This window comes from Rhodanobacter sp. AS-Z3 (genome assembly GCF_029224025.1).
In the GTDB taxonomy this organism is placed as follows: domain Bacteria; phylum Pseudomonadota; class Gammaproteobacteria; order Xanthomonadales; family Rhodanobacteraceae; genus Rhodanobacter.
This window is the reverse complement of sequence record NZ_CP119392.1, coordinates 2,230,482-2,254,995: the sequence shown is the minus strand read 5'-3', so window position 1 is coordinate 2,254,995 and position 24,514 is coordinate 2,230,482. Positions and strand designations below refer to the sequence as shown.

Annotated in this window: 24 protein-coding genes; 4 read left to right on the top strand and 20 right to left on the bottom strand. The window is 62.2% G+C overall.

Annotated elements, in window-relative coordinates:
• The first annotated feature begins 66 nt into the window (after positions 1–66).
• Together yhbY and PY254_RS09950 are read left to right on the top strand one after the other, a co-directional pair.
• Entirely contained in the window at positions 67–363 is a 297-nt protein-coding gene (gene yhbY / locus PY254_RS09955) for a ribosome assembly RNA-binding protein YhbY (protein ID WP_281011898.1), read from the top strand.
• The gene (locus PY254_RS09950; protein WP_281011897.1) at positions 363–740 is read left to right on the top strand and encodes an Mth938-like domain-containing protein; all 378 of its coding nucleotides are present in this window, start codon (positions 363–365) and stop codon (positions 738–740) included. Before yhbY ends, PY254_RS09950 begins: the two co-directional genes overlap by 1 nt.
• A 40-nt stretch (positions 741–780) precedes the next feature.
• On the opposite strand, the gene PY254_RS09945 is transcribed toward PY254_RS09950, so the two are convergent.
• The 6 genes from PY254_RS09945 to PY254_RS09920 all read right to left on the bottom strand — a co-directional run bounded on the left by PY254_RS09945 (position 781) and on the right by PY254_RS09920 (position 6,975).
• On the bottom strand, positions 781–1,788 hold the full coding sequence (locus PY254_RS09945) for a peptidoglycan DD-metalloendopeptidase family protein (RefSeq protein WP_281015196.1): 1,008 nt from the start codon (positions 1,786–1,788) through the stop codon (positions 781–783).
• A gap of 47 nt (positions 1,789–1,835) precedes the next feature.
• Positions 1,836–2,444, bottom strand: a complete 609-nt coding sequence (locus PY254_RS09940; RefSeq protein ID WP_281011896.1) for a YqaA family protein — start codon at positions 2,442–2,444, stop codon at positions 1,836–1,838.
• Positions 2,444–3,139: a protein-L-isoaspartate(D-aspartate) O-methyltransferase gene (locus tag PY254_RS09935; RefSeq protein ID WP_281011895.1), complete on the bottom strand. Its 696-nt coding sequence runs from the start codon at positions 3,137–3,139 to the stop codon at positions 2,444–2,446. Before PY254_RS09935 ends, PY254_RS09940 begins: the two co-directional genes overlap by 1 nt.
• Positions 3,140–3,142: 3 nt before the next feature.
• Positions 3,143–3,940 carry a 5'/3'-nucleotidase SurE gene (gene surE / locus PY254_RS09930; RefSeq protein WP_281011894.1) on the bottom strand — a complete coding sequence of 266 codons (798 nt, stop codon included), beginning with the start codon at positions 3,938–3,940 and terminating at the stop codon, positions 3,143–3,145.
• A 257-nt stretch (positions 3,941–4,197) separates the two neighbouring features.
• A complete protein-coding gene (locus PY254_RS09925) occupies positions 4,198–4,440 on the bottom strand; it encodes a hypothetical protein (protein WP_281011893.1) in 243 nt (80 codons plus the stop codon).
• A gap of 267 nt (positions 4,441–4,707) precedes the next feature.
• Positions 4,708–6,975 (bottom strand): TonB-dependent receptor, encoded by a 2,268-nt coding sequence (locus PY254_RS09920; protein WP_281011892.1) that lies wholly within the window; start codon positions 6,973–6,975, stop codon positions 4,708–4,710.
• Between the two features lie 542 nt (positions 6,976–7,517).
• Here PY254_RS09920 and PY254_RS09915 point away from each other — a divergent pair.
• Entirely contained in the window at positions 7,518–8,063 is a 546-nt protein-coding gene (locus PY254_RS09915) for a Smr/MutS family protein (RefSeq protein ID WP_281011891.1), read from the top strand.
• A gap of 101 nt (positions 8,064–8,164) precedes the next feature.
• On the opposite strand, the gene truD is transcribed toward PY254_RS09915, so the two are convergent.
• The 8 genes from truD to PY254_RS09875 form a co-directional block, all read right to left on the bottom strand.
• Positions 8,165–9,178 (bottom strand): tRNA pseudouridine(13) synthase TruD, encoded by a 1,014-nt coding sequence (truD, locus tag PY254_RS09910; protein WP_281011890.1) that lies wholly within the window; start codon positions 9,176–9,178, stop codon positions 8,165–8,167.
• Between the two features lie 64 nt (positions 9,179–9,242).
• The gene (gene mgtE, locus PY254_RS09905) at positions 9,243–10,637 is read right to left on the bottom strand and encodes a magnesium transporter (protein WP_281011889.1); all 1,395 of its coding nucleotides are present in this window, start codon (positions 10,635–10,637) and stop codon (positions 9,243–9,245) included.
• On the bottom strand, positions 10,634–11,107 hold the full coding sequence (gene ispF / locus PY254_RS09900; RefSeq protein WP_281011888.1) for a 2-C-methyl-D-erythritol 2,4-cyclodiphosphate synthase: 474 nt from the start codon (positions 11,105–11,107) through the stop codon (positions 10,634–10,636). The genes mgtE and ispF overlap by 4 nt, the downstream gene beginning before the upstream one ends.
• Positions 11,107–11,802, bottom strand: coding sequence for a 2-C-methyl-D-erythritol 4-phosphate cytidylyltransferase (gene ispD, locus PY254_RS09895; protein WP_281011887.1), 696 nt, complete (start codon positions 11,800–11,802; stop codon positions 11,107–11,109). The genes ispF and ispD overlap by 1 nt, the downstream gene beginning before the upstream one ends.
• The gene (gene ftsB / locus PY254_RS09890) at positions 11,799–12,131 is read right to left on the bottom strand and encodes a cell division protein FtsB (RefSeq protein ID WP_281011886.1); all 333 of its coding nucleotides are present in this window, start codon (positions 12,129–12,131) and stop codon (positions 11,799–11,801) included. The genes ispD and ftsB overlap by 4 nt, the downstream gene beginning before the upstream one ends.
• A 17-nt stretch (positions 12,132–12,148) precedes the next feature.
• On the bottom strand, positions 12,149–13,447 hold the full coding sequence (eno, locus tag PY254_RS09885; protein ID WP_281011885.1) for a phosphopyruvate hydratase: 1,299 nt from the start codon (positions 13,445–13,447) through the stop codon (positions 12,149–12,151).
• A gap of 58 nt (positions 13,448–13,505) precedes the next feature.
• Positions 13,506–14,342, bottom strand: coding sequence for a 3-deoxy-8-phosphooctulonate synthase (gene kdsA / locus PY254_RS09880; protein WP_281011884.1), 837 nt, complete (start codon positions 14,340–14,342; stop codon positions 13,506–13,508).
• Positions 14,339–16,009, bottom strand: a complete 1,671-nt coding sequence (locus PY254_RS09875; RefSeq protein WP_281011883.1) for a CTP synthase — start codon at positions 16,007–16,009, stop codon at positions 14,339–14,341. Before PY254_RS09875 ends, kdsA begins: the two co-directional genes overlap by 4 nt.
• Before the next feature lie 144 nt (positions 16,010–16,153).
• On the opposite strand from PY254_RS09875, the gene PY254_RS09870 reads away from it, so the two are divergent.
• Complete coding sequence (locus PY254_RS09870) at positions 16,154–17,953, top strand: aminopeptidase P family protein (RefSeq protein WP_281011882.1); 1,800 nt, start codon at positions 16,154–16,156, stop codon at positions 17,951–17,953.
• Between the two features lie 79 nt (positions 17,954–18,032).
• On the opposite strand, the gene PY254_RS09865 is transcribed toward PY254_RS09870, so the two are convergent.
• From PY254_RS09865 to PY254_RS09840, 6 genes are all read right to left on the bottom strand, one after another.
• Positions 18,033–18,983: a PLP-dependent cysteine synthase family protein gene (locus PY254_RS09865; protein WP_281011881.1), complete on the bottom strand. Its 951-nt coding sequence runs from the start codon at positions 18,981–18,983 to the stop codon at positions 18,033–18,035.
• A 1-nt stretch (position 18,984) separates the two neighbouring features.
• Positions 18,985–19,326: a carboxymuconolactone decarboxylase family protein gene (locus tag PY254_RS09860; RefSeq protein ID WP_281011880.1), complete on the bottom strand. Its 342-nt coding sequence runs from the start codon at positions 19,324–19,326 to the stop codon at positions 18,985–18,987.
• A 54-nt stretch (positions 19,327–19,380) separates the two neighbouring features.
• Positions 19,381–19,590, bottom strand: a complete 210-nt coding sequence (locus tag PY254_RS09855) for a hypothetical protein (RefSeq protein WP_281011879.1) — start codon at positions 19,588–19,590, stop codon at positions 19,381–19,383.
• Positions 19,591–19,668: 78 nt separating this feature from the next.
• Complete coding sequence (lipA, locus tag PY254_RS09850; protein ID WP_281011878.1) at positions 19,669–20,646, bottom strand: lipoyl synthase; 978 nt, start codon at positions 20,644–20,646, stop codon at positions 19,669–19,671.
• Between the two features lie 104 nt (positions 20,647–20,750).
• Positions 20,751–23,459: a putative bifunctional diguanylate cyclase/phosphodiesterase gene (locus PY254_RS09845; RefSeq protein WP_281011877.1), complete on the bottom strand. Its 2,709-nt coding sequence runs from the start codon at positions 23,457–23,459 to the stop codon at positions 20,751–20,753.
• Between the two features lie 110 nt (positions 23,460–23,569).
• Entirely contained in the window at positions 23,570–24,346 is a 777-nt protein-coding gene (locus PY254_RS09840) for an iron-containing redox enzyme family protein (RefSeq protein ID WP_281011876.1), read from the bottom strand.
• Positions 24,347–24,514 lie beyond the last annotated feature (168 nt).

The window sequence follows — 24,514 nt, the reverse complement described above, 5'->3', positions numbered from 1 at the left end:
ATTGGGGAACGGGATGCCCGCATGATACCCTTTGCCGTTCATCAACCGTGAATCGAGTCCCACCGCATGGCCCTTACCTCCTCGCAGACCCGCTACCTGCGCAGCCTCGCCCACGACCTGAACGCGGTTGTGCTGCTGGGCAACAAGGGCGCCACCGAGGCGGTGGTGAAAGAATTGAACCAGGCGCTGGATATCCACGAGCTGGTCAAGATCAAGCTGTCCGGTGGCGACAAGGACGAACGTCAGGCGCAGATTGATGTGCTGACCGGCGGCACCGGTGCCGAGCCGGTTCAGCAAATCGGCCATGTCGTGGTGCTGTTTCGCCGCAACGTCGACGAACCGAAGATCGCCCTGCCGCGCTGATGGATCTGTCGCTGGAACGTCCCGAAGGTTATCTGTACGTGCGTCGGGTGGGCGCGCAGGGCATCACCCTGATTGATCGCGAGCTCACGGCAAGCTTCCTGCTTGCACCGGACAAGGCGATCGAGAACTGGCCGGTGACCGACGCGAACATGCTCGATGCCAGTCATGTCCAGGAATTGCTGGTGCTGAAACCCGAACTGGTCGTACTGGGTACCGGCGCGCGCCAGAGCTTCCCAGCGGCGGAGTTCATGGCCGGTTTCCTGCGCAAGAACATTGGCATCGAAGTCATGGACAACGCCGCCGCAGCGCGCACTTACAACCTGCTGGCTGACGAAGGCCGTCGAGTCATCGCCGCATTCATTCTGCCGCCGGGCTAATCACGGCGACTTGCTTCAGCCTGCTGCGATTGGCAGTAACTCAGCGCTGGGGCAAATAAGTCAGCGGGTCTACCGGGTTGCCGTCCTTGCGGATCTGAAACTCCAGTTCGTTGCGGGAGGCTCCGGTCGAACCCATTTCCGCAATCTGCTGACCGCGACTGACGCGCTGCCCTTCCTTGACCAGCCGTTTGCGGTTGTGACCATAGGCAGACAGAAAGCTGTCGTTGTGCTTGATGATCACCAGCTCGCCGTAGCCGACCAGGCCGTTGCCGCTGTAAACCACCACGCCGTCAGCGGCGGCCCGTACGGGATCACCGGCTTTGCCAGCGATTTCAATGCCGGGAATTGCATCGCCGCTGCTGAAACGGCCTACCAGGGTACCGTCCGCCGGCCAGTGCCATTGCACGCCACTGACCACTCGCGACACTCCGGCTGCTGGCGGTGCCGGCGGTGGCATCGCAGCTGGCGCCTCGGCGGGAACGCCGGCTACTGGCACCACGTTCGGTACCGTAGCGGCCACGGCGGGCACAACCGGCCTTGCTACCGTCGTACCCGACACCGGCGAATGAGCAGCAGAAGCGGTCGCTGCCACGGCTGGCCCGGCGCTCTCCGCCGGGGCTGCGGCTGGCGCCGGCAGCACCGGCTCGAACATCGGCGCCGTGGCCACCGACGTTGTTGCCGACTTCGCGGGCGGCAGCGTGGCCGCGTGGCCGGAATCCTGTTTCGCATGGGGCGACAGGATCAATTGCTGGCCCGGCCAGATCGTATAGGGCGCGGCAATATTGTTCCATTGAGCCAGGTCGCGAAAATCGACGCCTTTGCGAAACGCAATGGAATACAGGGTATCGCCATGCATCACCTGGTAGCTGCCACCCGGTATCGGCGTGCGCGCCGGTGATGGCGCAACGACGCTGGGCGCATTGCGATAGGTATTGCCTGGTGCAGGCTCTACCACGACCGAGCTCCGCATGATGCCGCACGCGGACAGTACGCATACGGCAAGCAGCAACATCGAGCCTTGAAGATAACGATTCATGCTACCCAGCATACCGAGGCGGGCGGGCATTTTCATGCACGATGCTCGCCGTGACCTGTTCATCCCCGCGACCACAGCCACCAGCCCAGCAATAATCCCAGCAACACCAGCGCGGCCCAGCCGATCCACTCGATATTTCGATGCAGCATGCGTTCGGCACGCTCACCAAACAAGCGGATCAACAAAGCCAGCAGCCACACCCGCTTGCCGCGACCGACGGCCACGCAGGCAAGGAACGGCAGCACCGGCACGCCGACGATGCCGGCCGCCCAGGTCACCAGCTTCATCGGAATCACCGGCTGCAGCGCCGCCAGCGTCAGTGCGCCCAACATGGCAAGCCAATGCTGGTTCATGTCGGTGCGCAGATTGTCCACCCAGACCGTGATGACCTGCTGCATGTGCACGCTCAGGAGCGGCTTCACGGTCTCGTAGGCCCAGTGTCCCAGGGCATAGCCGACCAGCGCGCCCAGCAGCGAAAACAGCAGCGACAGGTTGGCGTAGAAAAACGCCTTGTGCCGTTTGCCCAGCATCATCGGGGCCAGCATCACTTCCGGCATGATCGGAAAAATGAACGCCTCGAAAAAGCTCAGCGCACACAGGTAGTACACCGCACGCGGCGCGCGTGCCCAGACCAGTGCCCGCGCATAAAGTGTCTCGAACAGACGCATCAGCCGATCCCGCCAAGCAGCGGCACGAAACTGACCGGGCCGAGTTCTTCCTGGATGAAATCGCCCTGCCCGTCGCCACGCATGCGGATCAGGGTTTGACGGCTGGGCGAACCGACCGGCGCCACCAGCACGCCGGTTGGGCTGAGCTGGTCAAGAATGCGGGTGGGAATGGTATCGCCGGCAGCAGTGAGAATGATTGCGTCGAACGGCGCTTCATCAGCCCAGCCCAGTTTGCCGTCGTCGTGACGCGAACGCAGATTGGTCAGACCAAGCTGACGGAAGCGTCGACGCGCCTGTCGCAGCAGCGCCTCGATGCGTTCCACGGTGAACAACTGCGGTACCAAAGCTGCCAGCACCGCCGCCTGATAGCCGGAACCGGTACCGATCTCCAGCACCTTCTGCGGCATGCCCTGCTTCGCATCGAAATGCTCAAGCAAGGCTTCGGTCATCCTCGCCACCACCCACGGTTGCGAGATGGTCTGGCCGTGGCCGATCGGCAAGGCATCATTTTCGTAGGCGCGTGAATGCAGCGCCTGATCGATGAAATGGTGACGCGGCAAATTCCGGATCACCTCGATCACCCGCGTATCGCGGATGCCGCTGTCCTTCAGCAAGGTGGCCAGCCGGTCGCGCGCCCGCTGCGAAGTCATCCCTTCGCCTTTCAGCTCCGCCGGCGGCAGTGGATAAACCGTCATGACTCAGGCTACCTCGCTCGCGGTGCCGCGACCACGGGCCATCTCATCGCTGAGCGGCAGCATCCAGCTACTGACTTTCTCCAGTGCCTGGAAACGAGTCAGGTCGACATGAATGGGCGTCACCGAAACAAAGCCGCGACGCACCGCATTGAAATCGGTACCCGGGCCGGCGTCATCCGCTTCGCCAGCCGGACCAATCCACCAGATCGGACGCCCCCGGGGATCAGTCTGCGCAATGCAGGGAGCCGCACGATGGCGACGTCCCAGTCGGGTGACCTCGAAGCCCTGGATTTCATCCCAGGGGCAGTCCGGCACGTTGACGTTGAGAATGGTGTCCGCCGGCAGCGGATCGACCAGCAACCGCTGCATCAACAGCAAGACCGCTTTTGCCGCCGATTCGTAATGCACGCCCTTGTGATCATGACTGACCAACGACACGGCAATCGCCGGCAAGCCGAGAAAGCGCCCTTCCATCGCCGCCGAAACGGTGCCCGAATAAATCACGTCGTCGCCGAGGTTGGCCGAGTTGTTGATACCCGACACCACCATGTCCGGCTCTTCGTCGAGCAGGCCAGCCAACGCCAGATGCACGCAATCGGTCGGCGTGCCTGCCACGCGGTAAAAACCATCACCCATCGGCAAGACCCGCAAGGGCGCATCGAGGGTAAGCGAATTGCTGGCCCCGGAACGGTCACGATCAGGCGCCACCACCGTCACCTTGGCCACCGCAGCAAGGCGCTCTGCCAGCACGCGGATGCCAGGGGCATCCACGCCGTCGTCATTACTCACCAGAACTCGCATGATGCTCCATCGAAAAACGGATGGTTGGCACGCCGGACCATGAGCCAGCGCAACAACCTTATTTGTCGAGTTTACCGGAGCGCCGCGCGCGTTTCACATCATCGGTGCTCGACCTCCCGCACCCGTTGCGCAAGCGCACCGGCACTTGTGGCGACCACAGCAGATGGGAGCCCGCCGGATCAGCGACCCGCTGAGTGCAGCGTCCACCGGTTGCTCGAATGCGTCGTCACCACGCACCGGATCAGCCACCGGCAAACTCAGTCGCTGGCGTTGCGCCGACAGCAGTGCATTCGCAGCATCTGCAGACAGCTTGCCGGTAGGGTGGCTGCCACCGCTACAGCGCGCCGAAGAACGGTTTCGGCGAACACTTCCCGAATCAGCGCCGGCCATTTCTTTTCCCACACGAGCGGGCGGAACCGATCGCACTGCGCATGCTCCAGGGCGTCGTGCAGAGCGGGTGTGTCATCGATCAGGGTGCCGCAGAAGTTAGCCAACAGCACGCAACCTTCGTGACTTGCCGCCGACCTGGATCACCCCATCCGCGCCGAAAAGCGTTTCGCCGCGCGTACTGACCAACGCATCAAGGCAGCCACCGTGGTCACTCGGCAAGTACCCCTCCATCGACGCCGGCATGCCGTGTCGGTCAACGCAACCGTGATGCTCGTCGTCTGTTCCCAGCATCCGTGAATGCAGCGCTCTGTGCGCGATACTCGGCCGGGTTAATCACACGCAGGAAGATCTTGCCTGGCGTGTCTTCCCGATACCGCTCAGAAGCTGTAGCTGACAGAAACGCCCATCTGCCGTGGCGTGATGATCGTCGCCTTGTTTTCGTTCATCCCACTAACCGGATTCATCCGACCGGCACCGCCACTACCCTGCACAATGCCGCGCTCGTTGCCCAGATTCTTGACGTACAGGTGGAAGTCCCATTGGTCATGGGAAGCACCGGCACGCAAGGCAAGCGTTTCGTAGGACGGCACCGTCGACCTTGCCGACCCATCGAAGGCGAAGTCCGTCATGCGTGAACCGACGAACTGGTAAGTCGCGCCGACAAAACCCTTCCAGCCACCGCTCAGCGGAAAATCATAGTCCGCACTCACATTGGCAGTGAACTGCGGACTGTAGGGAAGCCGGTCGCCCGCCTTGCCATTGGACGGTGACGGCGCAGCAGACGTCAGCTTGGCGTGGGTATACGCGGAGTTGAAGGCAAGCCGCACACCTTGCACGGGAATGAACTGGATCGTTGCTTCCAGACCCTTGCTATCGGCCTTGCCAGCATCAGTGAGAAAGCTATACGGGTTGATGAACGTGGTCAGCGGAATTCTTGTCCAGTCGATATAGAACGCCGAAAGATCCGCTGTGAACCGGTGGTCTGCCGAAGTTGTCTTCAGGCCAAGCTCGTAGTTGACCAGCCTGGTCGGACTGAAGGTGGCCGGGACACCGGGAATACCCGCCGGAACCACGTTCGGACCACCGGGCAGAAAGCCCGATGCCACGCGCCCGTAAATCATCGTTGTATCGCTGATATGGAAACGCGGCGTCAACGAGTAGGTATTGCTGCTGTCGGCGGACTTCTTGTCGACCAGTACCATCGGTATGGCCGAACCAAACAGGACGCCACTGCCAATTTCCTGGAAATGCTGCTGGTCATGGCTGTACCGCAGACCCATTTCCACGTCAAAACGCTCAGAAATATGGAAGGTCAGGCTGGCATAGGCCGCATAGGCGTCGTATGTACTGGGCAATGACACATCGGCAATCGGCATGCCGAACGGCGAAGCAACTGCTACTCCCGTCGCATAGTTGATCGGAAAAACATGTTGCAGGTTGCTGCCCGTCTCATGCGTGAAGAACACGCCACCCAGCCACTCCACCGTCTGATCCGTCGGCGACTGCAGTCGCAGTTCCTGGGTTGCCTTGGTCTGACGCACGGTGTTGGTCTGCACGGTACCCGTCGGCGGACCGAGATACAGCAACGGCGTGTCATCCGGCTGACTGCGAGCATCCAGCGTGCTGTAACTGCTGGATGCGGTCAGCGACGACCATCCGAAATCGCTCTTCAGCGTCGCGTTGGAGAGGCGATAGCGCCCAGCAAAGGTGCCGGTCTTCGCCGCAACCCGTTGCTGCAAATCACCGTAAATCGGCTGGTTGCTGAGGGGATGCAGCGTGACCGACGGACTGCCGTCACCGTTGAGGTTCTGCGCCAGGGTCATCAGGCGCAGCGAAGTTTGTTCCGACGGCATCCACAACAAGGAAACACGACCACCCTTGACCCGGCTGTCGTTGACATTCCTTTTGCCCAGACCAGCGTCGTCGATAAAACCGGGATCGGTTCGATCAAAGGCCGTGGCACGGACGGCCATCTTGTCGGTGATCAATGGCAGATTGATCATTCCATGCGTGCTGAAACCGCTGCCGCCACCGGCAACACGGTTACCCTCTAGCTGCACGCGTCCCGACAAACTCTGGGTATCGGGATCAATCGTGATGAAACGAATCACGCCACCCAGCGCACCGGCGCCATACAAGGTGCCCTGTGGGCCGCGCAACACTTCGACGCGTTCCAGATCGGTGGGGTCCAGATCCGGCGTCGTCAAGGAACCCGTCGCAAACACGCTGCTGGACCCATAAGGAGTTTCATCGACATAGACACCTACCGACGCGCTGGGCTGCGCCGAACCCGAAGCGATGCCGCGGAGGCTCAACTCGGTCTGTCCCGGTCCCATCGAAACGTAATTCAGACCCGGCACGGTGCCGGCGTAGTCGGCAAAGTCCTCCAGATGCTGACGCTCGATATCCCTGTTGGTCAGCACTGATACCGGGGCAGCCACAGTCTGCAGCGTCTCATCGCGCCGATTGGCGGTGACCACCACCGAGCCAAGCTCCATGGTGTGCGCTTGGTCCTCTATGCCGGCGACCGGTTGGTGCTGGCGCGTGACCTGGTCCGTCGTGCCGGACTGATCCTGCCTGGCCGGTACCGAATGGGATACAGAGCGCGCTTGCGGAATTTCCGCACAAACCGAAGTTGCTGGCATCGCGCTTGCCATGGCAAGCAACCATGTTGTGAATGCCCCGACGCTCCTGTGCACAGCATCTCCCTCTGGAACCACGAGTACCTCGCCTGCCCAGAATACCAATCAGCAATCCTCTTTTGTCGGCAAATAGCCTCCGGCAACGCCAGAGGCCTTGCGATGCAGGCCCTTCAACGCAGCCTTTCGCCACCGAAAATCAGAGCTTCACAGCAGACCGCCTGAGTTGGCATGCCATTCACGTAAAAGCACTGGCTGCATCCCGACCGCGGCACACGTCAAACCTTGCGAGCCCCGGCACAACCAGCAGCTTGCCGGTTGCAGCAGATAAAGGCGGTATGGTCGTCATGAACCGGTGACGCATATTCGTGAAGATCAACGGCGCCTCAATAGCTTGTATTGAAGCCCCTGCAGGTCAGCTACGGCCCATGGCGGCATGCGCATCACAGTCTGTCCGTGCGATAGAACAGTCACTTGACTCAGGATGCGACCTTTGTCGCGAGCAAACGCGCGAGAACATCCGTCATCAATTGTCTTAGCATGCAAACATGAAGCAGCGCATCCCCAATCCGATCGACGAAGGCGATGCCCGTCTGTTCCGCGAGGCCATCGGCGAAGTACGACCTCTCGCGCCAGTGGCGCCGCAACCGGCAACGCTCCGGCCAGAACCCCGTCCACGCATGTTCGAGGCAGACGAAGCGGCGGTCCCCGGTGAGCTGCTGGATCTGTCCTTCGACCCGGCCATGCTCGAAATCGGTGAGGAACTGAGTTACCTGCGCGAAGGCTATTCACCGAAACTGCTGCGCCAGCTCAAGCGCGGTCAATTCAGCGTGCAGGACGATCTCGACCTGCACCAGATGAATATGGCGGCGGCGCAGGCCAGCATCGCCATCTTCCTGGCCGAGGCGAAACATCATGGCCTGCGCTGTGTGCGTATCGTCCACGGCAAGGGTTTGCGCTCGAAAGCGGCCGGACCGGTGCTGAAGGGACTGACCGATCGCGTGTTGCGACGGCGCGACGATGTCGTCGCCTTTGCTTCGGCCCGACCTTCGATGGGCGGCACCGGCGCCGTCGTGGTGCTGCTGAAAGGTTGATGACGAGGACTGCGCTTAAAGCAACAGTAGAAGTGGGGACAAACAGCGGACCAAGTCCGCCCTCGCCCGTTGTTCAGTTCGCTGCGCTCACTTCCACGCTGTCAATCGCGCACAGCGGCAAGCTCGCGCATGACCACGGTGGCATACGCGCCGGCGGGCAGTTCGAATGACACTTCCAGCGCATCGTCGGCCAGCCAGCGCCAACGCAGGTCTTTGGGCAGCAGACGCAAGGGCCGACGCTCCTGATCCATCCGTGCCGCCACCAACCCAGCCACCAGGTCGCCGTCTTGCGCGGCCACTTCGCATTCCAGCGAACCGGCATCATCCGCGCTTGGCGGATCGCCCTGCCCCCACAACGGGCCCGACGGGTGGATGTCGGCACGCGCCAGCCGTTCGGCCAGCACCGGCGTGAATGGCTCCGGGCCGAACCACGACCGCGAGCCGGCCAGCGACCAGATCTCGCCTTGCAAAGGCGTGTCCCAGGCGCCACGCTCAACCCGCTCCGCCAACACGTTGTTGAAGATGTACGAACGCGCCGCCGACAGCAGCAGCGAGCGCTTGTCGCGCTCGACACGACGCCCGCCGAACATCGCGCGCGCCTGGGCAACGTTGTTGCCTTCGCGACCGAAACGTTGTTCGCCGAAGTAGTTCGGCACGCCACGTTTGCTGATCTGCGCCAGCACGCCCTCGGCCGTGGCGTGATCTCCCTGTACGTCGCGCAAGACCAGCACGAAGCGGTTGCCACGCAACGCGCCACGCTTGAGCTTGCGCGAATGCCGCGTGGCAGCCAATACCTTCACCTCGGCATGCGGGAACGCCGACCAATCCGGATCAGGCTTGCCGGCCAGTTGCACCGAAAAGGTCTGCCGCGTGACCGCGTGACGATCCTTCATCCCCGCATAGCCGACAGCCACCTGTGCCACGCCGGCAAACTTCGCCAGTTCGCGGGCTACCCAATCGGTATTCGCGCCACGCTTTTCCACCCACAGCAAGGCATGCTCGCCGCCACCGTCGGCGTCATAGCCGAGCACTTCCTCGACCTGAAAATCTTCGGGGCTGACACGCATGCGCGCGCTCAGCGGGGGATTGCCGAAGGCATGGGGAAGTTCGGACATGAAGATTCTCAGCAGCGAAGATCGCAAACAATGGATGCCAGATGTGGCGCACGCTGTGCCCGGATCAGACCAGGAAAATCGTCGCCAACCCGAGGAAGATGAAGAAGCCGCCGCTATCGGTCATTGCGGTGATCAGCACGCTCGAACCCAACGCCGGATCGCGCCCGAACTTGGTCATCAAGACCGGAATGCCAACACCGGCAAACGCCGCCAGCAGCAGATTCAGCGTCATCGCGGCCATCATCACCAGACCCAGCGACGCACTGTCGTACAACAACCACGCCACCAGACCAATCACGCTGCCCCAGACCAGTCCGTTGACCAGCGACACCATCAGCTCCTTGCGCCACAGGCGCTTGGCCCCTTCGGTGGTGATCTGGTTCAGCGCCAGCGCGCGCACGATCATGGTGATGGTCTGGTTACCGGAATTGCCACCGATGCCGGCAACAATCGGCATCAACGCCGCCAGTGCCACCAGCCGCTCGATCGAACCTTCGAACAGGCCGATCACGCGCGAGGCGATGAAGGCGGTGATCAGGTTGATCGCCAGCCACGACCAGCGATTCTTCAACGAGGCCCACACCGAGGCAAAAATGTCTTCTTCTTCGCGCAAGCCACCGCGGCTGAGCGCTTCGCTTTCGCCTTCTTCGCGGATCACATCGACCATCGCGTCAATCGTGATGCGCCCGATCAAATGACCTTCGTCATCCACCACCGGCGCGGTCACCAGGTCGTATCGTTCGAACGCCTGCGCCACGTCATACGCATCATCGGCGGGGTGGAAGGTGTTGACGTCCGGCGCCATCACTTCGCTGACCATTTTTTCCGGCGAGTTGACCAGCAACCAGTGCAGCGGCAGCACACCGGTCAGCAGATTGTCCTGATTGATCACGAACAACTTGTCGGTCTGCGCCGGCAGTTCGTCCCAACGACGCAGGTAACGCAGCACGACCTCAAGGCTCACATCCTCGCGGATGGTGACCATCTCGAAATCCATCAGTGCGCCCAACTGGTCGTCTTCCCAGGACAGCGCCGACTGCACCTGCTCGCGCTGCTGTGCATCGAGGCCGGCCATCAACTCCGGCAGCATCGCCGTGGGCAGATCCTCGACCAGGTCGGCCAGTTCGTCGGCATCCAGCGTTTCGGCGGCGGCGAGAATCTCGTGCCGATCCATGTCCGCGATCAGCGATTCGCGCACCGAATCGGACACTTCCAGCAGGATCTCGCCGTCGCGATCGGCCTTGACCAGCTGCCACAGCACCAGCCGGTCATCCCGTGGCAGCGATTCCAGAATGAACGCAATGTCGGCCGGATGCAGCTCGTCCAGTTGCTGGCGCAGCTCCGCCAGCACCTCGGCCGGCAAGCGGCCGTCATCGTCCTGGCGATGCAACGACTCGACGATGATTTCGAGCTGGTCGTGCAGCCGACCGACCGTGCTGCGGGCTTCGACTTCGCTCACAGGCGCTCCAGCAGAACGCAGGCCTGTGCCGCGATGCCTTCACGGCGGCCGCAGAAACCCAGTTTCTCGGTGGTGGTGGCCTTCACGCTGATACGCCCGATCTCGCTGCCCAGATCCACCGCCAGAATCTCGCGCATCGCCTGCGCGTGCGGCGTTACCTTGGGCGACTCACCGATCACCGTGACATCGGCATTGCCCAGCCGGTAGCCTTGTTGCGCCATCAGCATGCCTGCATGACGCAGAAACTGGCGGCTGTCAGCATCGCGCCAGCGCTCATCCGCAGGCGGAAAATGTCGACCGATATCGCCCAGCGCAAGCGCACCGAAGATCGCATCACACAGCGCGTGAATCACCACATCGCCATCGGAATGCGCGACGACACCACGATCATGCGGCACGCGCACGCCGCCAAGGACGACATGATCACCGTCGCCAAAGGCATGGACGTCGAAACCGTTACCAATGCGCATCATGCTGTCCTGGAAAGAAGGAACTCGGCCAGCGCGAAATCTGCCGCCGTGGTGACCTTGATATTGTCTTCGGCCCCCTCGACCAGCAAGGGCGTGAAGCCGGCCTGCTCCATTGCCATGGCCTCGTCACTGACATTCACGCCACGATGCGCCGCGTCACGCAGCGCCGCCGACAGTTGAGCACGCCGAAACATTTGTGGCGTGAAGGCACGCCAGCGTCGATCACGCGGCTCGGTCAGTTCACTGCAACCCGCGTCGCTCGCCCGCTTCAGGGTATCGCGCAGCGGTGCACCCAGCAGACCACCATCGCCAGTCGCCGCACAATCGATCAACTTGTCGATATCCGCCGCACGCACGCAGGGACGCGCGGCGTCGTGAACCAGCACGAAGTCGTCTGCTGCGACACTTTCCGGCAAGGCATCGAGGCCGGCCAGCACTGAATCGCTGCGCTCGACACCACCGATCGTGGTCAGCACCGGCTTGTCATGCAACGCGGTGATACCACGCCAGTGCGTATCCGTTGCGGCCAGCGTCACCAGCAAACCGGCAATCCGCGGATGCGCGGCAAGCCGCTCCAGCGTATGTTCGATCAACGGTCGGCCGGCCAGGGGAAGGTATTGCTTGGGACATTCGCCGCCGACCCGGGTGCCACGACCTGCAGCTGGCACCACGCACCACACCGTGGCCGCACTCATGGCGATCCGGCAGGCGGCTTCGCGGGCGGTGTCGCACTGCTAGCCGCACCAGCCGGCGGCTCGACCACCTGGTAGAAAATTTCGCCAGGCTTGATCAAACCCAGTTCGGTGCGCGCGCGCGCCTCGATCGCCTGGTCGCCCTGCTTGAGGTCAAGCACGTCGGCACCCACTGCCTGATTGCGTTGCAACAGCCTGGCGTTGTCGTCGGCTTGTTTCTTCACCGAGACACGCAGGCTGTCCACTTCGCGCATGCTGCCGTTGCCGGTCCACAGCTTCAGCTGCAGACCGATCAGAAGCAGGATCAGGAGGACGGCGATCCAGCGCAGCATGGCCGGCGGCTACCCGCTCAGTCCGGCAAACGGCTGAGGTTGGGGAACGCATTGCGGCCGGCGTACCGCGCCGCACTGCCCAACTGTTCCTCGATCCGCAGCAACTGGTTGTATTTCGCCACGCGATCGCTGCGGCACAACGAACCGGTCTTGATCTGAGTCGCCGTGGTGGCCACCGCGATATCGGCGATGGTGGTGTCCTCGGTCTCGCCGGAGCGATGCGAGATCACCGCCGAATACTTTGCAGCATCGGCCATCGCGATGGCTTCCAGCGTCTCGGACAGTGTGCCGATCTGGTTCACCTTGATCAGGATCGAGTTGGCGATCTTCTTTTCGATGCCTTCGCGGAAGATCACCGGGTTGGTCACGAACAAGTCATCGCCAACCACCTGGATGCGATCGCCGATGGTGTCGGTGAGCAACTTCCAGCCATCCCAGTCGCCTTCAGCCAGGCCATCTTCGATGCTCACGATGGGATACTGGCTGGTCCAGCCGGCGAGCAGATCGACGAACTCTGCCGAGGTATATTTTTTGCCTTCGCCCGCCAGGTCGTACTTGCCATCCTTGTAGAACTCGGAAGCGGCGGCATCCAGACCGAGCAGGATCTCGCTGCCGACCTTGTAACCGGTCTTGTGGATCGCCTCGAGGATGGTGTCGAGCGCTTCGATATTCGAACGCAGGTTCGGCGCAAAGCCGCCTTCGTCACCCACGGCCGTGCTCAGGCCGCGACCCTTGAGCACGCTCTTCAACGCGTGGAAGATCTCGGCACCCGCGCGCAGCGCTTCGCTGAAACTGGACATGCCGACCGGCAGCACCATGAATTCCTGCACATCGATGTTGTTGTCCGCGTGCTCGCCACCATTGATGATATTCATCATCGGCACCGGCAGCGCACCGGGCTTGCCGCCTGACAGGTAGCTCCACAGCGGCTCGTCGCGCGCGGCAGCCACTGCCCGCGCTGCTGCCATGGAAACACCGAGCAGGGCGTTCGCACCGAGCTTGCCCTTGTTCGGGGTGCCGTCCAGCCCAATCAGCTTGTCGTCCAGGCCTTTCTGGTCGGCGGCGTCGAACCCGTTCAGCGTAGCGGCAATCGTGCCATTGACGTTGGCCACCGCATGCTTCACACCCTTGCCACCGTAGCGCGACTTGTCGCCATCGCGCAGTTCAACCGCCTCGCGCGAACCGGTCGAGGCGCCACTGGGCACCGCGGCGCGGCCGAAGCCGCCATTGGCCAGGGTGACTTCGGCTTCCAGCGTGGGGTTGCCGCGCGAGTCAAGGATTTCACGGGCGTGGATGCGGGTGATCTGGGTGCTCATGCGGTTTCCGTAAGCTGAGGGGAAAAGTTGATACAGGCGCATCGCGGCGCCCGGAAAATCAGGATACGTCCTGCTCCAGGAAGCGATGCCGTTTGGTCACGGCATCCAGCTCCAGCAGGGTTTCCAGCAGCGCTTCCATTTTATCCAGCGGCCATGCGTTCGGTCCGTCGGAAAGCGCCTTGCTGGGATCAGGATGCGTTTCGGCAAACAGACCCGCCACGCCCACGGCCACCGCTGCGCGCGCCAGTACCGGCACGAACTCGCGCTGACCACCGGATGTCGCGCCCTGCCCGCCGGGCAGTTGTACCGAATGGGTGGCATCGAATACCACCGGGCACCCGGTATCGCGCATCACGCTCAGACTGCGCATGTCCGAGACCAGGTTGTTGTAGCCGAAGCTGGCGCCGCGCTCGCACACCATGATGTCGTCATTGCCGACCGCCTTGGCCTTGGCCACCACATGCTTCATGTCCCACGGCGCCAGGAACTGCCCCTTCTTGATGTTCACCGGCTTGCCGGCGCGTGCCACCTTCTGGATGAAGTCGGTCTGCCGACACAGGAAGGCTGGCGTCTGCAAGACATCAACCACCGAAGCCACTTCGTCCATCGGCGTGTATTCATGCACGTCGGTGAGCAGCGGCACGCCGATCTGGCGTTTCACTTCAGACAGAATGCGCAGGCCTTCTTCCAGGCCGGGGCCACGGAAGCTGTCGCCGGACGAACGGTTCGCCTTGTCGAAGCTGGACTTGAAGATGAAATGGATGCCCAGCCGACCGGTGATTTCCTTCAGCGTACCGGCGGTATCCAGCTGCAGTTGTTCGGACTCGACCACGCAGGGACCGGCGATCAGGAACAGCCGCTGATCCAGCCCAACCTCTACGCCACAAAGCTTCATGCCACGGTCTCCTGTGCCAGCTTGTGGCCGGCATGAACCGCCTTGAACTCGCGCGCAGCACGCACGAAGCCACTGAACAGCGGGTGTCCATCGCGTGGGGTTGAGGTGAATTCCGGGTGCGCCTGGCAGCCAAGAAACCACGGGTGCTGCTGCTGTGGCAGCTCGACGATCTCCACCAACAAATCGTCCATCGACTTGCCCGAAATCACCAGCCCGAGATCCTCAAACGATTGGCGATAGCGATTATTGAACTCATAGCGATGGCGATGCCGCTCGCGGATCACGTCCTGCCCATACATTTCGCGCGCCAGCGTGCCGGCTTTCAGACGGCACTCCTGCGCACCCAGACGCATGGTGCCACCGAGATCGGAACGATCACTGCGCTGCTCGATCTCGCCGGTGGCCGTGGTCCACTCGGTGATCAGCGCGATCACCGGGTTGGCGGTATTGCGCTCGTTCTCGCTGGAATCGGCGTCCTCGAGGCCAGCGACGTGGCGGGCGAAATCCACCACCGCCGCGTGCATGCCGTAACAAATGCCGAAGTACGGCACGCCATGCTCGCGCGCATATTGCGCCGCCAGCACCTTGCCTTCAAAACCGCGCTTGCCGAAACCACCGGGCACCAGGATCGCATCGACGTTGCCCAACACACTGGCTGCGCCTTCGGCCTCGATCTGTTCGGAGTCGATCCAGTCCAGGTTGACTCGCGTCTGCTGCTTGATGCCGCCATGCCGCAGCGCTTCGCCCAGCGACTTGTAGGCGTCCTTGTGTTCGACGTACTTGCCGACGATGGCGACGGTGATTTCGTCCTTCGGATGCTCGACCGCATCGACGGTGCGCTGCCAACTGGACAGATCCGCAGGACCGGCATCCAGCCCGAGCCGTTTCACCACGATGTCGTCCAGACCCTGGCTGTGCAGCCACAGCGGCATCTTGTAAATCACGTCCACGTCTGGCGCGCTGATCACCGCAGATTCGGGCACGTTGGTGAACAACGCAATCTTGCGGCGCTCGGCCTCCGGCAGCGCTTCCTCGCAACGGCAGAGCAGAATGTCTGGCTGGATACCAATCGAGCGCAGTTCCTTCACCGAATGCTGGGTTGGCTTGGTCTTGATCTCACCGGCGGCCTTGATGAACGGCACCAGGGTGAGATGCATGAACACCACTTTTTCCGGGCCCTGCTCCACGCGCAGCTGGCGGATCGCCTCCAGGAACGGCAGCGATTCGATGTCACCCACCGTGCCACCGATCTCGACCAGGGCCACGTCAAAGCCGCGGGTGGCTTCGTGAATGCAGTGCTTGATCTCGTCGGTGATGTGCGGAATCACCTGTACGGTCGCGCCCAGATAGTCGCCGCGGCGCTCCTTGCGGATTACGCTTTCGTAAATCTTGCCAGTGGTAATCGAGTTCTTGCCGGTCAGCCGGGTGCGCAGGAAGCGCTCGTAGTGGCCCAGGTCAAGGTCGGTTTCGGCGCCGTCGTCGGTGACATACACCTCACCATGCTGGAACGGGCTCATCGTGCCCGGATCCACATTGATGTAGGGATCGAGCTTCATCATGGTGACTGAAAGGCCGCGTGCTTCAAGAATGGAGGCGAGCGACGCCGCTGCAATGCCCTTGCCTAGCGAGGACACCACACCGCCAGTGACGAAAATCAGGGGAGTCATGGAAAGCAGCCGTGTGGAAATTAGGCATTTTAGCTGCAGAAGCGCGTCACTGCGAGATGGCAAAGCAAATTTCGTCGTGATCAGTTCATTTCCGTTGCCCGGCACCCCGTGAAACGGCTACCGACTGCCTGTTAGCATGAACAAATGAACAGCCCCATCCCCGATCGTCTTGTCGCGCTGCGCACGGCCATGCAGCAGCATGGCGTCGCCGCCGTACTGATACCCAGCGCCGACCCGCACCTTTCCGAATACCTGCCGTCCCACTGGTCCGCCCGCGAATGGCTGTCCGGTTTCACCGGTTCGGCCGGCACCCTGATCGTCGGTCGCGACGAAGCCGGCCTGTGGACCGACTCGCGCTACTTCTCCCAGGCCGAGCAGCAACTGGCCGGCAGCGGCATCCGCCTGATGAAGCTGCGCGTGCCGCATACGCCCGAACACCTGGCATGGCTGCAGCAAAACCTGCAACAAGACGACGTGCTGGCGGTGGCTGGCGACAGTCTGGCCGTCACCACGCGCCAGCAGATCGAAAAGCATCTGGCCCTCTGCGGAGCTACGGTGCGCACCGACCTTGATCTGCCCGGCGCGATCTGGCCGGACCGGCCGTCCCTGCCGCAGGCAGCGGTTGTGGAACACGATCCGGCTTACGCCTGCATCACGCGCGCCGACAAGTTCAGCCGGCTGCGCAAGGCCATGCACAAGCTGGGCGCCACGCATCATTTGATTTCCAGCCTGGACGACATCGCCTGGCTGACCAATTTGCGCGGCAGCGACGTGGAGTGCAATCCGGTATTTCTGGCCCATCTGCTGGTGCAGGCAGAACAACGCGCCACGCTGTTCGTTGGCCGCGCCAAGCTCAACGATGCACTGGTGGCACGACTGGCTGCGGACGGTATCGGCATTGCCGACTATGCATCGACCATCTCCGCATTGAACGAACTGGGGGCAAGTGATCGCCTGCTGCTGGACAGCGGCCGCGTGGTCGACACCATCGCTGCGGCAATCCCAGCGGGCGTGACCCGAGTCGAAGCTGCCAACCCCAGCACCGCGTTCAAGGCCGTGAAGACTGCCGCCGAACTTGAACACATTCGTGACGTGATGCGCCGCGACGGTGCAGCACTGGTACGCGGATTCCGCCGACTGGAACAGCGACTGGCCGCTGGCATGACGGTCACCGAACTGGATGTAGACAGTTTGCTGCACGAGGAGCGCTCGGCCCAGCCCGGCTGGGTCGGTGAGAGCTTTGCCACCATCGCCGGCTATCAGGCCAACGGCGCGCTGCCGCACTATCGCGCCACCCCGGAATCACACAGCACGTTGCAGGCGAAAGGCCTGCTGTTGATCGACTCCGGCGGGCAATATCTCGGCGGCACCACCGATATCACCCGCGTGCTGGCACTGGGCGAGACGACTGCCGAACAACGCCGTGATGCAACCCTGGTGCTGAAGGGCATGATCAATCTGTCCCGCGCGCGGTTCCCCAAGGGCGCCAGCGGTCCGCAACTGGATGCGCTGGCACGTGCGCCGCTATGGGCGGCCGGCATGGACTACGGCCATGGCACCGGCCATGGCGTGGGCTACTTTCTCAATGTGCACGAAGGTCCACAGTCCATTCGCCCGCCAACGGCAGCTGGCGCGCTGGTGGCGCTGCAACCAGGCATGATCAGCTCGATCGAGCCGGGCCTGTACAAGCCCGGCCGCCACGGCATTCGGCACGAAAACCTGGCCGTGGTGATCGAAGCCGAGCAGACCGAGTTCGGCGAATTCCTCGCCTTCGAGACGTTGACCATGTGCCCGTTCGACCGCCGCGCACTGGAACCGGTGCTGCTCAATCCGGAAGAACGCGCCTGGCTGGACGACTACCACGCCAGCGTACGGGCTGCGCTCAGCCCGCTACTGGATGGCGCCGACCTGGAATGGCTGAACCGCCACTGCGCGCCGCTGTAGGCAAATGCTTTGGTAGGGCGGGCATTGCGCTCCTACGGAAACATACGGCGGGCCGCGCCCACCCTACCGAGCGCGGGGCTCAGCGGAAGTGCGTCGCGTCGACCTCGCCGGGGGCCGTCTGCATGAAATATTCATGCAGATACTTCTCGCCCTCGTCGCAGAACGCCGTCACCACCGTCTTCAACTCGGGGAAGTTCTGCCGAATACGCTTGGCAGCCAGCAAATGCGCACCCGAGCTTGGACCACAGAACAAGCCATGAGTCCGTGCCAGCCGCTTCATCTCGGCCACGGCGTCGGCGCTGGAGACACTGAGCACCTCTTTCACCAGGCTGGAATGACGCTGGAAGATACCCGGCACGAAACCGTCGGAAATACCCTCGATGGTATGCGTGGCGATTTCCCCGCACAGGATCGTGCACGACTCGGACGGCTCCATCGCAAACAGGCGCACGTTGGGATTGGCTTCGCGAAACGCCTGGCCTACGCCGATCAAGGTTCCACCGGTACCCACACCAAGCACCAGCGCGTCGGGCAATTGACCGGCCGGCAGTTGCGACAGGATCTCCGGCCCGAGAATCAAGCGGTTTTCCTCGACATTCCACTCCGACTCGAATTGGGCCGGCGCGAAGTAGCCCGGCTGCTGGCCGAGTTCGCGTGCCCGTTTCAGCGCCTCGTTGACGTGGAAGTTGCCGCAGAACAACACCTCGGCACCGAACGCCCGCGAGATCGCCACGCGCTCGCTGGACAGTCCTTCGGGCATCACCACCAGCATGCGGTAGCCTTTCACGGCCGCCACCATCGACAGCGCGTTGCCGGTATTGCCGCTGGTTGCCTCGACGATCGTATCGCCGGGCTTGAGCAAGCCCTCCTCTTCGGCGCGTTCGATCATGTATTTGGCGATACGCGCCTTGATCGAGCCAGACGGATTGAGGAACTCGAGCTTGGCGTAAACGCCCTCGATCTCCAGCAGTGGCGTGTCGCCAACGGCGTCGAGGATGTTGCGGGAAACCGAAGTGAAACGCGTCGCCATGTCAGCCTGCCTCGTGTGTGTGGGCCATGACATCCAATGCCAGCGTGGAGTGCGCGTAAGCGCCACCGGCACGCATCTCGGCGGCGACCCAGATCGCCTCCATGATCTGCTGCTCGCTGGCACCTTGCTTCAAGGCCTCGGCGGTATGTCCCTTGATGCAATACGGACACTGGGTGACATGCGCCACCGCCACCGCGATCAACTGCTTGGTAACGTTCGGCAAGGCACCATCAGCAAACACCGCGGCACTGAAAGCCTTGAAGGCCTTCAGCGGCTCCGGTGCCAGTTCGCGGCGTTTTCGCGCGGTTTCCGCCGTGGACGGCGGGTACATCGATGCGTCCATTTCATCCTCCTCGACAAATCGGACTGTTCAATACTTTCAAATTTGCACGGCGACTCAGCGCGGCAGCGGCGCCGTACCTTGCACCCAGCTCGGTGGATCGCTGGCGGGAAAGCTCTGCGCCAACTGCTCGTCGATGCGGCGCTCGCGAGCGCGCACCTCGGCATCGCACGCTTGCTGCTTGCTGGAAATACCACCACCTACCGGCTCGATGGAGCCCATGTGGACAAGACTGGTGCGAAAAAAGCGTGGCAAACGAATTGGCATGGTCGTGACTCCCATCGTCGAATGGTGGAACAACCGCCGCCCACCGGTGCGGCACCTGTCGCGTCCACTGCGGCTGGCTCACAAACCCAGGTTGTTGTGCTCCAGCACGCGCTCGGCGCGATAGCTTGAACGTACCAGCGGCCCGGCGACCGCCTCCAGAAAGCCCTTGCCCAACGCCAGTTCGCGGTAATGACGAAATTCGTCAGGGGTAACGAAGCGTTGCACCGGCAAGTGATGCGGGCTTGGCCGCATGTACTGACCCAGCGTAACCACATCAACGTTGGCGCCGCGTATATCGTCGAGCGTGCGTTCCACTTCCACATCGGTTTCGCCCAGCCCCAGCATCAGGCTGGTCTTGGTCAAGGTTTTCGGCGCATGTCGTTTGGCGAAAGCCAGCACATCGAGGGTTTGCTGATAGCCGGCGCGTGGATCGCGTACCGGATGAGTCAACCGCTCCACCGTCTCCAGGTTCTGCGCGTAGGTGACCAGGCCCGCGTCGAGCACCGTCGCCACGGCATCAAGATTGCCGGCAAAGTCCGGTGTCAGCGCCTCTACCGAAGTCTGTGGCGAACGCTCATGGATCGCCTGTACGCAGGCGGCGTAGTGAGCGGCGCCACCATCGGCCAGATCATCGCGATCGACGGAGGTCAACACCACGTACTTCAGCCCCATCAACGCGACCGCGTCGGCAACCTGCAAAGGCTCCAGCGGATCGAGCCAGCCTTGCGGGTTGCCAGTGCTGACCGAGCAGAATTTGCACGCACGCGTGCACACCGAGCCCATCAACATCAAGGTGGCAGTACCGCGCCCCCAGCACTCGGCAATGTTCGGGCACTTCGATTCGGCGCACACCGTATTCAGCTTGTGGCTGCGAACGATCTCGTGCACGGCTTCGTACTGCGTGCCAGCCGGTAGCCGGACGCGCAACCACGGCGGCTTGCGATCCACATCAGGCACGCCGCTGGCGGCATTGGGACGAATGCCGCCCTTGACTGCACGACTGCCCTGCGGGCTGATGAACTTGCTGCCGTCGGGAATGTGTTCGCGAATGGTCATGGATGCACGACTGAAGAAGATGCCGTGCAGTCTCGCCCCGGCAGGTCTCCGGCGCCCTGATGCAGGTCAATGCGCCCGCGCCAGCACGACGGGTGCGATCCTGGTCAGCCGCGTTTGGGCGGCACCAGCTTCAACCGTGTGGGAACCAGCGGCTGATTGGGGCTGAGCAACTGCCGCACAGCATCGGGAGGCAACGGTCGCGAGTACAGATAGCCCTGCCCCTCGACACAACCGCTGTGCATTAAAAAATCGTGCTGTGCCTCAGTCTCGATGCCTTCGGCAATGGTGATCAGGCCAAGGCTGCGCGACATCGCCAGCATGGCTTCGGTAATCGCCACATCGTTGGCGCTTCCCGGCAGACCGGTGACGAAGGAGCGGTCGATCTTCAGATACGCCACGGCAGGCAGTTTCAGATAAGCCATGGAGGAATAGCCGGTACCAAAATCATCAATGGCGACTTCGATTCCCAGCGCATGCAGGGTTTGCATGGTGCGCTCGATATCGTCGCCAAGGCGCAACATGGCACTTTCGGTGATCTCCAGCAACAGACGACTAGCCGGCAATTGTCGCGCCTGCAAGGCGCGACTGATTTCCTCGACAAACGCAGGATGCCCGAACCATCGCGCAGAGATGTTCACCGCAACCCGGATCGGCGGCATGCCGGCCAGATCCCACTGCTGAATCTGCGCGCAGGTCGCCTGCATCACCCACTCGTCGATACGCCGGATCAAGCCGAGCCCTTCGGCCACGGGAATGAATTCGCCCGGCATGATCTCGCCACGTTCCGGGTGGTTCCAGCGCAACAGCGCCTCCACTGCCACGATGCGCCCGGTCCGCAACTCGACGCTGGGCTGAAACACCATATGGAACTCATTGCGTGCCAGCGCCTGGCGCAGCTCCGTCGCCAACTGCAGGCGCCGTCGCGTGTCGGCATGCATCATCGGCGTGTAGAAGCGGAATGCATTGCGCTCTTCGGCCTTCGCGGCATACATCGCCGCATCGGCATTGGCAATCAGGGCAGGCGCGGTGGTTCCGTCGAGCGGGTACCCGGCCACGCCGATACTGGCGCTGAGCACGATCTCGTAATCTTCGACCAACAGCGGTTCGGCCAGACTCGTCAGCAAGCGACTGACAATCGCCCGCGCATCCTCGCGTAGTATCAACCGCGGCAGCAGCACGGTGAACTCGTCGCCACCGATACGCCCGGCTACATCACCCTCGGAAAGTTGACGACTGATCCGTTCGGCCACCTTGACCAGCAAGCGATCGCCAATTGCGTGGCTGTAGCTGTCATTGACGATCTTGAATGCATCCAGATCAATGAACAGCACCACCACCGCCAACCGTTCGCGTTCCGCCACCGCAATCGCCTCAGCGCAGTGCCGCTCGAATTCCGCCCGATTGACCAAACCGGTAAGCGGGTCGTGCCGAGCTATCTGCTCCAACCGATGTTGCGCTGCCTTGGCCTCGTGGATGTCGGTGCAAACCGCCACGTAATACTGCGGATTGCCGTCCGCATCGCGGATCGCGCTGATGCTGAGCTGCTCGGGATAGCTGCTGCCATCGCGCCGCGTGCTCAGCACTTCGCCGCTCCAGTTTCGGCCAGCCGCAACACTGTCCCAGATCGACCTGGGCAGCCGCCGTCCATCCGGCAGGCAGCGGTTTTCATCCAGGGGCCGACCCAGCAACGCCGCGACAGCAAAACCGCTCAGTACCGCATGCGCTTCATTGGTGGAAATCACTCGTCGCTGTGCGTCGGCAATGATCACGCCTTCGGCAATACCTGCCAGTGCCTCGGCGGCGATTCGCCGTTCCTGCTCCATCTTCACACGGTCGGAAATATCGCGAATGATCGCCTGACGCACTGGCTGGTCGCCCCAACTGGCGACACTGGTCTGCAGCTCCACCGGACGCGTGCTGCCGCGTTCGCCCAGCAATAAATTGCTGCTGGCCCGGCCGGCTGAATCCGCCACCATGGACTGCACGAACAGGTGGACGAAGCGGTCGCCGACCAGATCAGCCGAGGCACGCCCGGTCCACTGCAAGGTGGTGCGATTGACATCCAGTATCCGACCACTGGACTCATCGATCATCACGATGCCATCGGCCGCACTGTCAAACAGCAAACGGTAACGCTCCTCGCTACCACGTATGCCGGCAAGAATTCTGCGTGCCATGCCCAGCCACAACCCTGCAGCTAGTAAAGCCGCCGCCAGCACGCTCCAGAACAGCACATGCCCCATCCAGACCGCACCGTAGACGATCTTGCGCGAGAACAACTTGCTGCGCGGCTCGATGTACGCGTTGATGGCATGTATACGCTCGCGCTGGCTTGCAATCTCCTGCTCACTCAGCGGACCGGCGGCATAACGAACAGCCAGCGCATCGGCAAGGGTATTGAGCTCGACAATCGATGCATCGGTGGAGCGCCAGGCATCCACTGCATCGCGCATGTACGGCGCACCGGAAAAATGCTGCAACATGAAAATGACGCCGGGAATCGCCGAGTCGACCGTGTTGTTGCGGTGTAGCAGGCCAGCCACTTCAGCGTAATCAAACTCACCCGAAATAACTTTGTCACGTACCGAAAGGTCCACCATCAACACGTCGTAATTGAGCCGGTAATCCGCCAACGCGGCAGGGTCGCCCGAGCTGGCATAGCTCTCCAGGGAAATGACCGACTGCTTCTGCGCCTTCGACCAAATGCTCTCGCCGTTGAGAAAACCGGCGAGAGCCACTTGCAATTTCAGAGCGCCCCAAGTCAACGCCAGGATAACGACCAGCATGACCACCAACCCATAGGCAAGCGGCATAAGGCGCCGTGACAGCGGTCGTTGCAAGGTGAATTGCGAACTACCCATTGCGTCCCTTGGTTCGTGATTGAAGTATCACGTTCTGAACGTCCTGTTCCGAACCTGATCCGTCAGGCTGCGGCCTCGCTCAACACTTCAAAAACACGATTCGGCTCAATACAGCGGTCGGCGAGTAACCGCATGCTGGTGTAGCTGCGCTTGATGCACTCGCCAATATGAACAACTTCATCGGCAGATGGCTTGGTTCCCAGCAGTGTACAGACTATCTCCAGCGCCTCCCACGGGTGGGTATCGTCATAAGCGGCGTGCAACTGAAGCCAGCGCAACGTACCTGCCCGGCCTTTTTCCGGAAACCGCTCGGCATAACGGGTGCTCTGGAACAGCAACTGCGACCATTCGCCCGTAGCACCTTCCACCGCATAGTTGGTGGCTGCGATGCCTGCGGCAAGCGTATCCGTCTTGCTGACCTCCTCGCACCAGTTGGCCAGCGTCTCGGTGCCGTAAGGCGCCAATCCATGCAGTAGTTGCTCGCGCGGAATGCCGGCACCTTCGGCCCAGTTGACCCAGTACTCGGCGTGATTCTGCTCGACCCGGATATTGCGCACCAGCCAGCGTCGCGCCAGGTTGTCGCCATCACTCCGTCCAAACCGGGTTTTCAGAAGGCTTTGCGCCATGTAGGCCGGAAAGCGTTCGATGACTGGCCAGATTCCCACCATGAAATGGGTCACCCCGGTCTTGCCCAGGGTACCGTCGATCATCGATCCCCACAGCGGATGTTCGATGACGCTGCGCTTGGTGCTGTCGCAATCGGCCACCATGTCCTGCGCCCACTGGGGATAGCTGGACAGTTCAGTCTGCGGGCCGGCAAGTTTGAATTCGTTGTGCATTGCGTTCTCCTTGAATGTTGCGACTCAGTGGATTACTGCGTCGCTATCCGGCCGGGTGGAGGATTCCACATGCGGCCGCTCTCCCGATATCGCAGCAGCGCTATCGAAAAATCTGCATTTGCAATTCACGGAAAAGCCAGCTCACGCAGGCGGACCAGGCCCTGCAAT

Coding starts and splice junctions, on each gene's coding strand:
- yhbY (WP_281011898.1), top strand. CDS start 67: ATGGCCCTTACCTCCTCGCAGACCCGCTACCTGCGCAGCCTCGCCCAC.
- PY254_RS09950 (WP_281011897.1), top strand. CDS start 363: ATGGATCTGTCGCTGGAACGTCCCGAAGGTTATCTGTACGTGCGTCGG.
- PY254_RS09945 (WP_281015196.1), bottom strand. CDS start 1,788: ATGCTGGGTAGCATGAATCGTTATCTTCAAGGCTCGATGTTGCTGCTT.
- PY254_RS09940 (WP_281011896.1), bottom strand. CDS start 2,444: ATGCGTCTGTTCGAGACACTTTATGCGCGGGCACTGGTCTGGGCACGC.
- PY254_RS09935 (WP_281011895.1), bottom strand. CDS start 3,139: ATGACGGTTTATCCACTGCCGCCGGCGGAGCTGAAAGGCGAAGGGATG.
- surE (WP_281011894.1), bottom strand. CDS start 3,940: ATGCGAGTTCTGGTGAGTAATGACGACGGCGTGGATGCCCCTGGCATC.
- PY254_RS09920 (WP_281011892.1), bottom strand. CDS start 6,975: ATGCCAGCAACTTCGGTTTGTGCGGAAATTCCGCAAGCGCGCTCTGTA.
- PY254_RS09915 (WP_281011891.1), top strand. CDS start 7,518: ATGAAGCAGCGCATCCCCAATCCGATCGACGAAGGCGATGCCCGTCTG.
- truD (WP_281011890.1), bottom strand. CDS start 9,178: ATGTCCGAACTTCCCCATGCCTTCGGCAATCCCCCGCTGAGCGCGCGC.
- ispF (WP_281011888.1), bottom strand. CDS start 11,107: ATGCGCATTGGTAACGGTTTCGACGTCCATGCCTTTGGCGACGGTGAT.
- ispD (WP_281011887.1), bottom strand. CDS start 11,802: ATGAGTGCGGCCACGGTGTGGTGCGTGGTGCCAGCTGCAGGTCGTGGC.
- ftsB (WP_281011886.1), bottom strand. CDS start 12,131: ATGCTGCGCTGGATCGCCGTCCTCCTGATCCTGCTTCTGATCGGTCTG.
- eno (WP_281011885.1), bottom strand. CDS start 13,447: ATGAGCACCCAGATCACCCGCATCCACGCCCGTGAAATCCTTGACTCG.
- kdsA (WP_281011884.1), bottom strand. CDS start 14,342: ATGAAGCTTTGTGGCGTAGAGGTTGGGCTGGATCAGCGGCTGTTCCTG.
- PY254_RS09875 (WP_281011883.1), bottom strand. CDS start 16,009: ATGACTCCCCTGATTTTCGTCACTGGCGGTGTGGTGTCCTCGCTAGGC.
- PY254_RS09870 (WP_281011882.1), top strand. CDS start 16,154: ATGAACAGCCCCATCCCCGATCGTCTTGTCGCGCTGCGCACGGCCATG.
- PY254_RS09865 (WP_281011881.1), bottom strand. CDS start 18,983: ATGGCGACGCGTTTCACTTCGGTTTCCCGCAACATCCTCGACGCCGTT.
- PY254_RS09860 (WP_281011880.1), bottom strand. CDS start 19,326: ATGGACGCATCGATGTACCCGCCGTCCACGGCGGAAACCGCGCGAAAA.
- PY254_RS09855 (WP_281011879.1), bottom strand. CDS start 19,590: ATGCCAATTCGTTTGCCACGCTTTTTTCGCACCAGTCTTGTCCACATG.
- lipA (WP_281011878.1), bottom strand. CDS start 20,646: ATGACCATTCGCGAACACATTCCCGACGGCAGCAAGTTCATCAGCCCG.
- PY254_RS09845 (WP_281011877.1), bottom strand. CDS start 23,459: ATGCCGCTTGCCTATGGGTTGGTGGTCATGCTGGTCGTTATCCTGGCG.
- PY254_RS09840 (WP_281011876.1), bottom strand. CDS start 24,346: ATGCACAACGAATTCAAACTTGCCGGCCCGCAGACTGAACTGTCCAGC.